General features: G+C 39.9%; 10 protein-coding genes. All 10 read right to left on the reverse strand.

Going from position 1 to position 14,196, the window contains the following annotated elements:
* Nucleotides 1-263: 263 nt before the first annotated feature.
* The 10 genes from leuD to ACE1MS_RS13665 all read right to left on the reverse strand — a co-directional run bounded on the left by leuD (nucleotide 264) and on the right by ACE1MS_RS13665 (nucleotide 13,524).
* Nucleotides 264-854, reverse strand: a complete 591-nt coding sequence (gene leuD / locus ACE1MS_RS13620; protein WP_031416237.1) for a 3-isopropylmalate dehydratase small subunit — start codon at nucleotides 852-854, stop codon at nucleotides 264-266.
* Between the two features lie 31 nt (nucleotides 855-885).
* Nucleotides 886-2,295 carry a 3-isopropylmalate dehydratase large subunit gene (gene leuC / locus ACE1MS_RS13625; protein ID WP_036164057.1) on the reverse strand — a complete coding sequence of 470 codons (1,410 nt, stop codon included), beginning with the start codon at nucleotides 2,293-2,295 and terminating at the stop codon, nucleotides 886-888.
* Between the two features lie 17 nt (nucleotides 2,296-2,312).
* The gene (leuB, locus tag ACE1MS_RS13630; RefSeq protein ID WP_036162816.1) at nucleotides 2,313-3,413 is read right to left on the reverse strand and encodes a 3-isopropylmalate dehydrogenase; all 1,101 of its coding nucleotides are present in this window, start codon (nucleotides 3,411-3,413) and stop codon (nucleotides 2,313-2,315) included.
* 174 nt (nucleotides 3,414-3,587) lie between these two features.
* Nucleotides 3,588-5,123: a 2-isopropylmalate synthase gene (locus ACE1MS_RS13635; protein WP_099805317.1), complete on the reverse strand. Its 1,536-nt coding sequence runs from the start codon at nucleotides 5,121-5,123 to the stop codon at nucleotides 3,588-3,590.
* Nucleotides 5,110-6,144 (reverse strand): ketol-acid reductoisomerase, encoded by a 1,035-nt coding sequence (gene ilvC / locus ACE1MS_RS13640; protein WP_012294943.1) that lies wholly within the window; start codon nucleotides 6,142-6,144, stop codon nucleotides 5,110-5,112. Before ilvC ends, ACE1MS_RS13635 begins: the two co-directional genes overlap by 14 nt.
* 94 nt (nucleotides 6,145-6,238) lie before the next feature.
* Nucleotides 6,239-6,754 carry an acetolactate synthase small subunit gene (ilvN, locus tag ACE1MS_RS13645; protein ID WP_031416242.1) on the reverse strand — a complete coding sequence of 172 codons (516 nt, stop codon included), beginning with the start codon at nucleotides 6,752-6,754 and terminating at the stop codon, nucleotides 6,239-6,241.
* Nucleotides 6,751-8,517, reverse strand: coding sequence for a biosynthetic-type acetolactate synthase large subunit (gene ilvB / locus ACE1MS_RS13650; RefSeq protein ID WP_036164059.1), 1,767 nt, complete (start codon nucleotides 8,515-8,517; stop codon nucleotides 6,751-6,753). The genes ilvN and ilvB overlap by 4 nt, the downstream gene beginning before the upstream one ends.
* A 480-nt stretch (nucleotides 8,518-8,997) precedes the next feature.
* Nucleotides 8,998-10,668 carry a dihydroxy-acid dehydratase gene (gene ilvD, locus ACE1MS_RS13655; protein WP_031416245.1) on the reverse strand — a complete coding sequence of 557 codons (1,671 nt, stop codon included), beginning with the start codon at nucleotides 10,666-10,668 and terminating at the stop codon, nucleotides 8,998-9,000.
* Nucleotides 10,669-11,038: 370 nt separating this feature from the next.
* Complete coding sequence (locus tag ACE1MS_RS13660; RefSeq protein ID WP_012294947.1) at nucleotides 11,039-12,361, reverse strand: D-arabinono-1,4-lactone oxidase; 1,323 nt, start codon at nucleotides 12,359-12,361, stop codon at nucleotides 11,039-11,041.
* The gene (locus ACE1MS_RS13665; protein ID WP_012294948.1) at nucleotides 12,349-13,524 is read right to left on the reverse strand and encodes an amino acid deaminase/aldolase; all 1,176 of its coding nucleotides are present in this window, start codon (nucleotides 13,522-13,524) and stop codon (nucleotides 12,349-12,351) included. The genes ACE1MS_RS13660 and ACE1MS_RS13665 overlap by 13 nt, the downstream gene beginning before the upstream one ends.
* Between the last annotated feature and the right edge of the window lie 672 nt (nucleotides 13,525-14,196).

A 14,196-nucleotide genomic window follows, 5' to 3' on the forward strand; every position in this document is an offset into this window, starting at 1 on the left:
CCTTGTCCCTTCCACAACCTCAAACGTCTTTTTACAAAAAATACAGGAAACTGAATAAGTTATCATTATCTATTCTCCTTTCAAATAACTTGCTACTTCCACATTATCAAAATATACCATTTATTCACAATGTTTATATTCAGAATATTCTTGTTAAATTTACTGTTATTCACATTCTATCCATAAATGCTAGGATGGATATTTGCTAACGCATAAAAAAACTGAAGACAACGCTCAGTTTGTCTTCAGTCTACAAAAATATATTAATAGGCTACCCGCTTCTCTTCATATGCAGCAATATGGTCTTCGTATTTAAACGTTAAGGCAATTTCATCCCAACCATTTAGCAAGGTTTCCTTATAGTACGGATCTATTGTGAAATGATAGACTGTCCCATCACCATCAGACACCGTTTGTGCCGCAAGATTCACTTCCACTGCATATGGATTTGCTTTACCCTTGGCTAGGATTTCATCACATTCCGCTTCTGTTAGCTTAATAGGAAGAATGCCATTTTTAAAGCAGTTATTATGGAAAATATCTGCAAAGGAAGGCGCAATGACAACATTAAATCCATAATCCAAAATGGCCCATGGTGCGTGCTCTCGCGAAGAACCACAGCCGAAATTATCCTGTGCCACTAGAATTTTTGACTCTTTAAATTCTGGTTTATTTAATACAAAGTCTTTTATTTCATTACCATCTGCATCAAAGCGCCAGTGATAAAATAAAAACTGTCCAAAACCTGTGCGCTCAATACGCTTTAAAAACTCTTTTGAAATAATTTGGTCGGTATCAACATTTTTGCGATCAAGTGGTGTAATGACACTATTTACGATATTAATTGGTTCCATTTTCAACATCCCTTCCATGTAAAAACAAGCTTCACACAGTTTCCTTTACAAATTCACGTACATCTACAAAATGGCCTGCAATCGCCGCTGCGGCTGCCATTGGTGGCGATACCAAATGTGTACGAGAACCCGCTCCCTGACGTCCTTCAAAGTTGCGGTTGGACGTTGAAGCACAGCGTTCACCCGCTGGGACTACATCATCATTCATTGCTAAACACATAGAGCAACCCGACTCCCGCCATTCAAAGCCGGCATCTATAAAGATTTTATCCAAACCTTCTGCCTCTGCTTGTTTTTTCGTAGAATAAGAGCCTGGTACAACGATTGCTGTAACATCGCCATGTACCTTTCTTCCTTTAATAACATTTGCAGCTGCACGTAAATCGCTCATACGCGAATTTGTACAGGAGCCAATAAAGACATGCTGGATATCAATGGACGTTAATGGTTGCCCTTCCTCTAAGCCCATATAATCAAGTGCTTTTTGAAGCGCAGCTTTATCGGATTCATCCTTATAGTCTGCTAGTGTTGGGACGTGGCCAGAAACACCCGTACCCATCGATGGATTTGTCCCCCATGTAATGATAGGTTCGATTTCTTCTGCATGAATAATACGGACTGTATCGTAAGTAGCATCTTCATCAGAGGCAAGGCTTAACCAATAGTTAGCCGCTTCCTCAAATTGTTCGCCTTGTGGAGCATATTTACGACCTCGAATATAGTCTACAGTTATTTGATCAGGAGATATAAGCCCTGCCTTGGCACCAGCCTCAATCGACATATTACAAATCGTCATCCGTTCTTCCATGGACAGTTTGTGGATAGCCTCTCCAGTAAATTCCACAATATATCCTGTGCCAACGCCAATTCCGAACTTTGCAATAATGGCTAAAATAATATCTTTAGCGGCAACTCCGACTGATAGCTCCCCTTCAACACGAATTTCCATTGTCTTTGGCTTATTTTGCCATAACGTTTGCGTCGATAATACATGCTCTACCTCAGAAGTTCCAATACCAAAGGCAATCGCCCCAAATGCACCATGTGTAGATGTATGTGAATCACCGCAGACAATTGTTTTACCTGGCTGTGTAAGTCCTAGCTCTGGTCCAATAACATGGACAATTCCTTGATCAGGATGGCCCATACCTGCCAGCTCAACACCAAACTCTTCAGCATTTTTGGCTAGAGTTTCAATTTGGTTGCGTGCAATCGGATCACGGATTGTTGGTAGATTTTTTGTTGGAACATTATGATCCATTGTCGCAAAGCTTAAATCTGGACGACGTACTTGACGACCATTCATCCGAAGCCCTTCAAAAGCTTGCGGAGAAGTTACTTCATGAATTAAATGAAGATCAATATATAACAGGTCCGGTTTGCCCTCTTCCTGATAAACAACATGTTTATCCCAAATCTTTTCAATTATATTTTTGCCCATTATCTTCACCTATTTCTTTAAATATATGTTGTCATAATACTTTGTGAAACAAAACTAGTATCAATTTCATTCATAACCTTGTCTGTCCATTCATTCGTTGATAAAACTCGACTGCCATTACGAGCAAGATCTGCTGTAAAATAACCATCATCAAATACCGCACTTACAGCACGTTCAATTTCTGATGCCTCTTCCTTCAAGCCAAATGAGTATTGAAGCATCATCGCTACAGAAAGTATGGTTGCTGCAGGATTTGCCACTCCTTGACCAGCAATCTCAGGTGCTGACCCATGTACTGGTTCATATAAGCCAAAATTATCTCCACGAATAGATGCCGATGGTAATACACCTAGAGAACCTGTAATGACTGATGCTTCATCACTTAAAATATCCCCAAACATGTTTTCCGTAACTACTACATCATAGTGTCCAGGATTTGTAATAAGTTTCATCGCTACAGAATCCACTAGGTTATGCTCTACTACTACATCTGGATAATCTTTTTTCTTTGCTTCTACGACTTCTCGCCATAAACGACTTGTTTCAAGAACATTTGCCTTGTCAACAGAGCATAACTTGCCTCCACGTAAACGTGCTAGCTCAAAGGCATTTTCAACGATACGCTCAACTTCCACTTTCGAGTAAACAGTTGTATCAATTGCGCCATTTTCAGTACGCATACGTGGTTCCCCGAAGTATACGCCCCCTGTTAGTTCACGAACAATCACTAAATCAACGTTTTCTGCTACTTCACGCTTCAATGGAGAAGCATCTAGTAAACTCGGGAACGCCTTTACAGGACGCAGATTAGCAAATAAATCAAAGTGTTTGCGGATTCGCAATAATCCCTTTTCAGGGCGTAATTCTGGTGGATTCTGATCCCACTTTGGTCCACCTACAGCTCCTAGTAGAATCGCATCACTATTCTCACACATCTCAATTGTCTCATCTGGTAGTGGATTATTATGTTGGTCAATGGCAGCGCCCCCGATTGTTCCATACCCTAAATGGAAAGTATGATTAAATCGTTTACCAATCACTTGTAATACACGCACAGCAGAAGCAACAACCTCTGGCCCAATTCCATCACCAGGAAGTACTGTAATTTTTTTCTCCATCATCAAAACACCCTTCTTTGTATAGCGCATTCGCTAATTTAGTAAAAACGCTCACCAAATTAATGGGTGGTGAGCGTATTCAATTTTTCTTGATTAACCTATACGCCATGATTATTGCATCCGACTTGTGAATGAACCTCACACATTTCACTACTTATAAAACAGGACGATTATTTAAACTGGATGTGCACGAAGACTTTCTTTTATTAAATGACGGTTAATAGCATTTAAATAAGCTTTTGCCGATGCTTCCAAAACATCCTGAGAGGAGTTGCGGCCAGTCGTCGATACATGATCATAACGAATATTTACGACAGCTTCACCAAGTGCGTCACGGCCTTTACCGACTGATGTCACACGGTAATCAATCACATGAACAGCATTTGGCACTAGCTGCTCTAGCGTGTTAAAAATGGCTTCTACTGAACCAGCCCCAGTGGCAACTACCGTTTTCTCTAATCCTTCTGGTGTTAGCACAATGGCTGTGGCCGTCGGAATATTTTCTGTACCGTATTGCACTTGAACCATTTTCAATTCAAATAGTGGTACATCTTCTAATTGGATTTGCTGTTCTGTAAGTAAAGTCAGCAAATCTTCCTCTGTAATTTCCTTTTTACGATCCGCCAATTTTTTAAATTCTACAAATGCCTTATTTAACTTTTCATCTGATAGATCAAAGCCCAATGTTTCAGCTCGATCACGGAAGGCTGCTCGACCAGAATGTTTTCCAAGAACTAAAGGTATTTCTCCCTCACCGATAAGTGCAGGTGAAATAATTTCATAAGTTTCTGGATTTTTTAACACACCGTCCTGGTGAATACCAGATTCATGTGCAAATGCATTTCTCCCAACAATCGCTTTGTTTGGCTGAATCACGACGTTTGTCAATTTACTGACTAATTGGGACGTACGTTTAATCTCTTGCAGCTGTATCCCTGTTTCTACCTGATAATAATCCTTGCGAATATGAAGTGCCACGGCAATCTCTTCTAACGCTACATTCCCTGCTCGCTCTCCAATGCCATTAATTGTTCCTTCCACTTGTCCAGCACCATTTTCAATTGCCGCCAACGTGTTGGCCGTTGCCATTCCTAAGTCGTCATGACAATGGGCAGAGAACTTGACTTTATCAGCACCTTTTACGTTTTCCAGCAGATACTTAAATAGAGCACCATATTCGTATGGAGAGGCATAGCCGACTGTGTCAGGAACGTTAATCGTTGTTGCACCTGCGGTAACTACCTCATTCATAATTCGTACTAAAAATTCACGATCTGAACGGAACGCATCCTCAGCAGACCATTGTACAAGTGGAAAATATTTTTTCGCATATTTAACCGCTTCAACCGCTTGCTCAATCACTTGTTCTGGTGATTTTTTCAGCTTGTATTCCATATGAATAGGCGAAGTAGCTAGAAAAATATGAATATGTGGCTGTTGAGCACCTTTAATAGCTTCCCATGTCGTATCAATATCCTTTTGAATACACCGGGCAAGACCCGTTACGACTGAATTTTTTACTGTTTCAGCAATGCGATGGACTGCATCAAAGTCACCTGGTGACGAAGCAGGAAACCCTGCTTCAATAATTGTCACACCAAGACGCTCTAACTGCTTAGCTATCTCTATTTTCTCTGCTGTATTTAAATTAATCCCCGCAGATTGTTCACCATCGCGAAGCGTAGTATCGAAAATATCAATTTTTCGCACTTGTCGCCACTTCTCTTACCACTTTTTCTTTACCTTCGTTGATGAATGGCATCATCTCACGTAGTTTTGCACCTACTTCTTCGATTTGATGGTTTGCACCTGCTTCTTTGAACTTTGTATATTCAGGACGACCATTTTCATTTTCTTGAATCCAGCGGCGAGCAAACGTACCATCTTGGATATCCGTTAACACGTCTTTCATACGAGCTTTTACAGACTCATCGATGATGCGCGGTCCTGCCACATAATCTCCCCACTCAGCTGTATCTGATACTGAGTAACGCATTGTTGCCATTCCACCTTCAAACATTAAGTCAACAATAAGTTTCAGCTCATGTAGTGTTTCAAAATATGCTAATTCTGGTTGGTAGCCTGCTTCCACTAATGTTTCAAATCCTGCTTTTACTAGCTGCGTTGCACCACCACAAAGTACTGCTTGTTCGCCAAATAGATCTGTTTCTGTTTCTTCTTTAAATGTTGTTTCAAGAAGACCACCACGTGCGGCACCAATGCCTTTACCGTAAGCAAGTGCTAAATCTTTTGCTTGGCCTGTTGCATCTTGATGGATAGCGAATAAACCTGGTACACCAGCACCTTCTTGGAATTGACGACGAACTAAATGCCCTGGCCCTTTTGGTGCTACTAAAAATACGTCTACATCTGCTGGTGGCGTAATTTGCCCAAAGTGAATATTGAAGCCGTGTGCAAACATTAGGGCTTTCCCTGCTTCTAGATGTGGAGCAATCTCTGCCTCATATACAGCTTTTTGTCGCTCATCTGGTAGTAAAATTTGGATCACATCTGCTTCTTGTGCTGCTTCAGCCACTGTTTTTACGTCAACGCCATCTGCTTTAGCAGCATCGAAAGATCCACCTGGACGAACCCCTACCACTACGTCAAAGCCTGATTCTTTAAGGTTTAATGCATGTGCATGACCTTGTGAGCCGTATCCGATAATAGCGATTTTCTTTCCTTTTAAAACTTCCTCGTTAATATTTTGTTCATAGTACATTGTAGCCATTGTTGTTTCCTCCTAGAATTTAGTTTATTTTCATAGCTCTAGATGCAGCCCATTTAAGAAGCCAGCATCTAAAACCTTCAATTTTATAGGCAAACTATTTTAAAATAGAGAGCTGTGGATTTGAGATTTTTTGCGTTTCACGAACTGAGGCTGTTGCTCCTGTACGTGTAAGTTCTTTAATGCCATATGGTCGAATGAGTTCAATAAAGGCATCTATTTTGTCTGGGTGTCCAACTACCTGATATGTCACAACATTTTTAGCTGTGTCAATTATTTGAGCGCGGAACGGTTCGACAATCGAGTTCATTTCCAAGCGTAAATTTGGCGGTGAAATAACCTTTACTAATGCTAGTTCTCGCAGGACAATCGATTTGTCAGTAATGTCATTGACCTTTAATACATCAATTTGTTTGGATAATTGCTTCACCAGTTGTTCAATTTTGCGTTCATCCTCTACATTGACAACAAAGGTCATTTTTGAAAAATTCGGTTGCTCTGTATGACCAACTGTAATGGATTCAATATTAAACTGACGTTTCATAAGTAAACCTGTTAATCGGTTTAACACACCACTTTGGTTAATCACAGTTACGGTAATTACTCGTTTCAATTCTTTTTCACCCCAATCATTTCATGTAAGCCTTTGCCTGGTGCTACCATTGGGTATACACATTCAAGCTGTTTCACACGACAATCAATTAACACAGGCTCATCAGAAAGTAGTGCCTCTCGGAAAATAGCTTCCGCTTCATCCATTGTGTTAATGCGATAGCCTTTAATACTATACGCATCCGCCAATTTAACAAAATCCGGTTGGATTGGCATAAGTGAGGATGAATAACGCTCTTCATAGAATGTTTCTTGCCATTGGCGAACCATTCCTAAACAGCTATTATTCAAGATCACTATTTTTACTGGTAAGTTAAATTCCTGTAGGATAGACAGCTCCTGTGCAGTCATTTGAAAGCCTGCATCTCCTACAATCGAAATAACTTTTTTGTCTGGCTTCGCAAATTGGGCACCAATTGCGGCTGGGAAGCCGAAGCCCATCGTACCAAGTCCACCAGACGTTACCCATGAATGATCGTTGTTTAAGTGATAATATTGCGCTGTCCACATTTGATGCTGACCAACATCTGTTGTCACAATGGCATCACCCTCTGTAATCTCATGAACTAATCGCAATGCCTCTTGTGGTAAAATTTCTTGATCATGATCATTCTTGCAATACCATAATGGATAATCATTGGCATGAGATTTTAAAAAGGCTAGCCAATCGGTTGTATCAGGACCGTCAAAATCCTTTTTCAGTACGGCTTTCAATGCTTCTTTTGCGTCTGCCACAATTGGGATATCTGTCGGTACGTTTTTACCAATTTCTGCTGGATCAATATCGATATGAACAATTGTCGCATTTGGTGCAAATGTAGCTAAATTACCTGTTAAGCGATCATCAAAACGAGCACCAATATTAAGTAATAAATCTGCCTTTGTTATAGCTGTGTTTGCTGTTGCCGTACCGTGCATGCCGGCCATCCCTAGGAATAATTCATGTTCACCGTGAATGGAGCCTAAGCCTAGTAATGTATTCGTTACTGGAATACGATATTTTTCAGCAAATGCCGTTAATTCTTCACGTGCGTCAGCAAAAAGAACACCTGCACCAGCTAAGATGACTGGTTTTTTTGCCAAAGAAATAGCTTGTATCGCCTTTTGAATTTGTAAATAGTTAGGTTTATAGGTTGGTTGATAGCCTGGTAAATAAATTTCATCTGGTGCTTGCGGTGGATTCTCTACATCAAATAACATTTGTGAAACGTCCTTTGGGAAATCCACGACCACTGGTCCCTTACGACCTGTGCTGGCAATATGGAAAGCTTCTTTTACTATACGTGGGATGTCATTCACATCTTGTACTTGATAATTGTGCTTTGTAATGGGTGTAGTAATACCCATAATATCTGCTTCTTGGAAAGCATCCGTACCAATAACAGATGTAGCAACCTGACCAGTGAATACCACTAAAGGTATAGAATCAATCATGGCATCGGCTATCCCTGTGACAAGGTTTGTTGCACCTGGGCCACTTGTAGCAATAACAACACCCGTTTTCCCTGAAACACGCGCATAGCCTTCCGCCGCATGGATGGCACCCTGTTCATGTCTTGTTAAAATATGACGGATTGGATTTTTATACATCGCATCATAAATTGGTAATACAGCACCACCTGGATAGCCAAAGATGATTTCAACACCCTGATCATGCAATGCCTGCACTAGTACATCGGCCCCGTCCTTTGCTTGATAGGTTTGCTCAACTGTTGCAGTTGTTGCTAATTGTTCTTTTTCATTGATTGAAACATTCGCACTCATCAATATGCCTCCTTTATTTCTTTCAAACTCACACATCAGTGTTGTAGATTAATGAAGTGTCACTAGCTGGTTAGTCTATGCTCTCCTCCTGAAGAAAGAGAGTTAGCACATGCCATTATGAAAATAATAAAAAGCCCTTTTCTCCACACGCAAAGAACTACCTTACGTAGGGATGAAAAAGACTTTCCATGGTACCACCCTTTTTTATAGCAAATAATTGCTACCTCGCGAATAAATGACAGCATTTATGCACCAATGCGGAATATATCGCATCCAATAGGGTGTCATAAAACATTTATTCATTAATAACGAGCACTTTCGAATATGCCCGAAGCTATCTAATAGTGTAAACACGTTTAATAGCTCACTCCGAGGGGATGTCGGATCTAGTTGTATCGCCGGCTTCCAGCACGACCGGCTCTCTGGTAGATACAAGGCTCTAGAACCTTTAACCTCATCAACGTTTTCATTTATCTAGTTTTAAATCTTCATAACGCCACCAGTGGAAGCGTTCGTCACTAATTTTGAATATCTTGCGAGCCAACCTCGTTTGATTTTAGGCTCAAAGACTGGTAATTTCGCACGACGTTCAGCTAAAATTTCCTCTGAAACTTGTAAATTAATCGTACGATTTGGTAGATCAATTTCAATCATATCTCCATCTTCTACTAAAGCAATTGGACCACCTTCAGCAGCTTCTGGTGAAATATGCCCGATTGAAATACCACGTGATGCTCCTGAGAAACGACCATCTGTAATCAATGCCACCTTTGTACCAAGGCCACGACCTTGAATCGCAGATGTTGGTGCCAGCATTTCCGGCATTCCTGGGCCACCTTTAGGACCTTCATAGCGAATGACGACTACATGGCCCTCTTTCACTATTCCATTATCAATATTTTCTTGTGCTGCCTCCTGTGAATCAAAAACGATGGCTTGACCTTTGAATACTTGGATGGAAGGATCTACTGCACCAACTTTAATCACTGAGCCCTCTGGCGCGATATTACCGAATAACACCGATAAACCGCCTACAGCACTATATGGATTTTCTTTCGTTCGAATGACTTGATTATTCGTAATGTGATGATCTTTGACTAATTCACCCATTGTCAGCCCTGCCACTGTTGGACGATTAGGATGTATAGCACCTGGGATAGACACCAATTCATTAATAATGGCACTAACGCCACCAGCTTTATTAATATCATCCATTGAAATATCGGAAGCAGGCATGATTTTTGCTAAATAAGGTACTCGTTCTGCGACCTTATTAATATCCTCAATGTTGTAATCTATTTCCGCTTCATTGGCAATGGCTAATGTATGTAGAACCGTGTTAGTAGAGCCACCCATAGCCATATCTAATGCAAAAGCATCGTCGATTGCTTCTTTTGTAATAATATCGCGTGGCTTAATGTCTTCCTTTACCATACGAATTAATTGTTTCGCCGCTTCTTTAATCAGCTTATGACGCTCTTCAGAAGTAGCTACGATTGTTCCGTTACCTGGTAAAGCAACACCAAGCATTTCCATTAAACAGTTCATAGAGTTTGCGGTAAACATTCCTGAGCAGGAACCGCAAGTCGGACAAGCATTATTTTCAATATCTAATAGCTCTTCAGCAGACATATTTCCTGATTTATGAGCACCTACACCTTCAAAAACAGAAGTTAATGAAAGCTGTTTACCTGATGCAGATGTCCCGGCCTCCATTGGACCACCGGACACAAAAATCGATGGTACATTAGTACGAACTGCTGCCATAAGCATACCTGGTGTAATTTTGTCACAGTTTGGAATATAAAATACGCCATCAAACCAGTGTGCATTAATAACCGTCTCAGCTGAGTCTGCTATAATTTCACGACTTGGTAATGAATAGCGCATACCAATATGCCCCATTGCAATACCATCATCGACACCAATTGTATTAAATTCGAATGGAATACCACCCGCTTCAATAATGGCTTCTTTTACAACATCAGCGAACGTACGTAAATGAACGTGACCTGGTATTATGTCGATATAAGAGTTACAAACCCCAATAAATGGCTTTCCTAAATCTTTTGCTTTTACTTTGCCTGTTGCATATAAAAGACTTCGATGTGGCGCTCGATCTACGCCTACTTTTATCATGTCACTTCTCATTTTAAACGCCCCTCATTTATTGCTTTCCATACTATGTTCGTTGCTATATACAAAAATCACAATCTTCTGTCTTTTTATTTTTTGTTTATAGATAACAGCTTTCTAAAGTATTACTGCTGTAACGAACGTGTTAAATTGTTGTTATCATAGTACGAAAAAAAGGTCTCGTCAACACTATTTTTTGAATTGTTTAAACAATTCAAAAAATCTGTCAAAATTGAAATCGTTTACATGCTGATTAAGCATCAGTTTTATCTCGCTTTGATAAAAATTTTGACATTTCGTTCAAATTTTAATTTTTTTAAAATATAGAACAATAGTTTTCTAAATATGAACAGAGAGTTGGAAAGGAAAGTGAAGGAGATAGCGCTTACAATAGAAATAACTTTTTTAAATATCCTGTAAAAAACACATGATCGGGATCATATTGGTGGCGAATGTTTATAAATTTTTCAATTTCAGGATATAATTCATAAACCTTTGGAGCCGTTAAATGATGTTGTTTTCCCCAATGTGGGCGACCTTCATATTTTTGCATTAGAGTATGCACCCATTTAAAATAGGGCTCCTCTGACATCCCTTTATACATATGAAAGGCGATAAAGGCGGACTCTCGCCCCTGTGTAGGGCTTAAAAAACCAGCTTCCCCTGCCGTTGTTCGACATTCTAATGGAAAATGAACATTATAAACGCCCTTTTTAAAGGTTGCATGAATTTCCTCTAAACAAGCTTCAAATTGAGATAATGGGATAGCATATTCACTTTCCTGAAACTTCACACTACGAGGTGAAGGATAAATTTCATAGCTTATACCTATTCTTTCACTTTCTACTACATTAGCTGCTGCTATTTTACTCATGGCACCACTTAAAGCTGGTTTCCACCTACAAAGCTCAGACATAGCAAAAAAAGCACCATTTTCTACAATTTGTAGCTTGAGGTTTTCTATTTTCTTATTCCATTCACTTTGATAGATAGGAGCAACAACATTCATTCGCTTCACCTGTATCGTCTCACTACCAGGGAAATAAAACCATTCCACATGACGATGTTGTTGGATATCCTCCGAAAACCCGATGAGTCCATTAGCTAATGTATCTCTTGCCCCCACATAATGAAGACCATATAATGGCATGACTTTAATAGTTACTTTGACAAGAATACCGAGCATTCCTAGCGAGACATGAAGCGCTTCTGATAAATCGTCCAGTCCTCGTCGATGCTCCTGATAAGTTCCCGTCCCATCCACAAACCCCCACGACATCACGGTCGAGGACAAGGAACCAAGTGTAACCCCTGTGCCGTGTGTACCCGTTGAAACTGCACCTGCAATGGTTTGCTCCTGAATATCTCCCATATTAATTAATGCAAATCCATGCTTTGCTAGCATTGGTCCAATTTCATATAAATAGGTTCCCGCCCATAATGTAGCCTCCTGCTTTTCCTCATTCACAGCGATTAATCCGCGCATATTATGTAAGGAAATAGCTATATGCTCCGGCATTGCCACAGCGCTAAATGAGTGTGCGGCCCCCGTAACACGAATCGTCTTTACTGATTCCCGGGCATGTTTTACAATCATTGAAACCTCCTCAATGGAATGAGGTAAATACATTTCACTTGGGTAAGAAATAACATTCCCAGCCCAATTTGTCCATTTTTCTCCATTCTTCCACTTCTCTATAGAAAACATTGTCCATCCCCCCTGTATGTTGTAAATGGTCCTACATACTTGTCCCCTCGTACACCATGTAATAATGGAAATCGCTCACAAAGCTCCCCAGCCTTTGCATGTCTAAAATAAATGGTGTCGCCAATTTGAATGTTTTTCCCCTTGACCTTAATGGGTGTTTGCACCTCTCCTGCCCCTTCTAAGCTAAGATATGCAAACTTGGTAGGTTCATAGAATACAGGTAACCGATCGCTACCAATCGCACCTGAAGCGGTATATCCTCCACCATGACAAACAACGATATTTTTTTCAGGCTGTCTTGTGACACGTAAGGCAAATCCGGCTGCTTTTTCAAGTCGCAAATGGGTAAATTGGTCAAACAGAGCAGGGGCATAAAATGCAGAGCCTACCGTAATTTCAGTTACTTCTTTCTGTTTAGTTGTGTAGGTCATACTACCTGAGCCTCCTCCATTTACAAAACGTAAAGTTGGAAAATAGGCCTTGATATGAGCGATAGCTAATCGACGAAATTGGGTGACCTGCTTTTTCGCCTGTGATTGCATGACTTCTATTACTCTACCTTTTATAACATTCGCTGGACGATTACCAACACCAGCGATTTGCGCCTCATAGCCCATAGCCCCGACTACTTCAATAGAAGGACTATTTTTGGTGGCTTGCAAAAATGGCGTTAACGTCTCAAGGGAATATAATGATGAACGTTTCGTACCAAAATACAATAATTTAAAATCATTTGAAACATTAATATCAATGCAGACTGGGACGCGCACACCCACTTCATTCCCTAACTTGGATAATAGTTCGATATGTTCCTGTCGATCAACCATAAACGTAACGGTTTTCCCCTCTTGAACAAAATACAATAATTGACGTATAGCCGCCTCTTCCATTACTGGATAGCCCAGTAGTAAATCATCAAATTGCTGTTGCAATAAAAAAACCGTCTCTGCTGCTGTAAAAGTCATAAACCCTACTACATTCGGAAGTTTTTGTTGAATATAACGAAGCACCTCTACTGAACGAATCGATTTTGTTGCTAGACGAATTGGCTTTCGCCCACATGCATCCTGTATAATTTGAATATTTTTATCAAGTGCATCAAAATCCAACCAAGCAAATGGCCGTTCCAAATGACAAAACAATTCATCCCACCTTGTTGTCATTTAATCCCTCCCTTTTAAGTACTAAGTATTAGACATGAAATAGAATAATTCCTTTCATTAAAATAAAAACAACCGTGAGCAATTAACTAACTATGCCTACACGGTTGTTTTAAAATGGGACAAACATTTCATTCACCTTTCTATTAAATTGATTACGATGCGTAAAGGAAATCCGCTGCTAGATTTAATAAAACTAACAAATGCAAGCCCGCAATTAGTAGTCCTTGACGATTTAATCGTTTCATTACAGCCATATTCATATATAACACGCTCCTTTTTCTCATTATACTCTTTTTTAGTTTATTTTTCAAACTATTCAAATAATATAAAATTACCCATTTAAAAAGACTTCCTATAAGGAATGTGCTACATCAAATTATGGGTGGGCGATTGAGGAGATGAGTCAAAAATATTTTTACGAATGAATAGACTGTTTTTGCAAATAATTTTAGAAAAGGCTCATTCATTTATTTCGAAAGGTGGTGAACGTATTTTAGGTACGATTTGAAGGCGCAAACATACTATAGAAGTAAGCGATAATCGGTGTATGTATTATATAAAAGCTGTTCTATGTAATGTAGGCATTTTTGCAACAATTTATGCAGATGATTTGGCTGTCACTTTAGCTAACGATTCATCGACATGGTGAAGAGCTGCAAGGTTTAACGACAG

The organism is Lysinibacillus sp. fkY74-1 (assembly GCF_053165895.1).